Origin of the sequence: Aeromonas sp. sif2433, from assembly GCF_019218705.1 — a bacterium.
Classification (GTDB): Bacteria; Pseudomonadota; Gammaproteobacteria; order Enterobacterales; family Aeromonadaceae; genus Aeromonas; species Aeromonas encheleia.
Genome location: NZ_JAHUXD010000070.1, coordinates 1 through 205 on the forward strand (window position 1 = coordinate 1; position 205 = coordinate 205).

At 65.9% G+C, this 205-nt stretch carries 1 protein-coding gene; it reads right to left on the bottom strand.

Annotated features, from left to right (window positions below; genetic code table 11):
- Positions 1-205 (bottom strand): VCBS domain-containing protein (locus KW825_RS20800; RefSeq protein WP_218330262.1); only part of this gene is annotated, 205 nt, incomplete at both ends.

The window sequence follows — 205 nt, forward strand, 5'->3', positions numbered from 1 at the left end:
CCCGCATCCGCGTCGGTCAGGGTCAGGGTGCCGCTGTCGGTCAGGGTCGGCGTGGTGGCATCCTCGGTCACCGCGCCGTGGTCGTCGCCGGCAATCACCGGCAGATCGTTGGTGCCGGTGATGGTGATGACCACCTCGTGGCTGGTGCCATCGGCACTGTGCACGGTGAAGGTCTCGACCTTGGTCTCACCCTCTTTCAGGTACT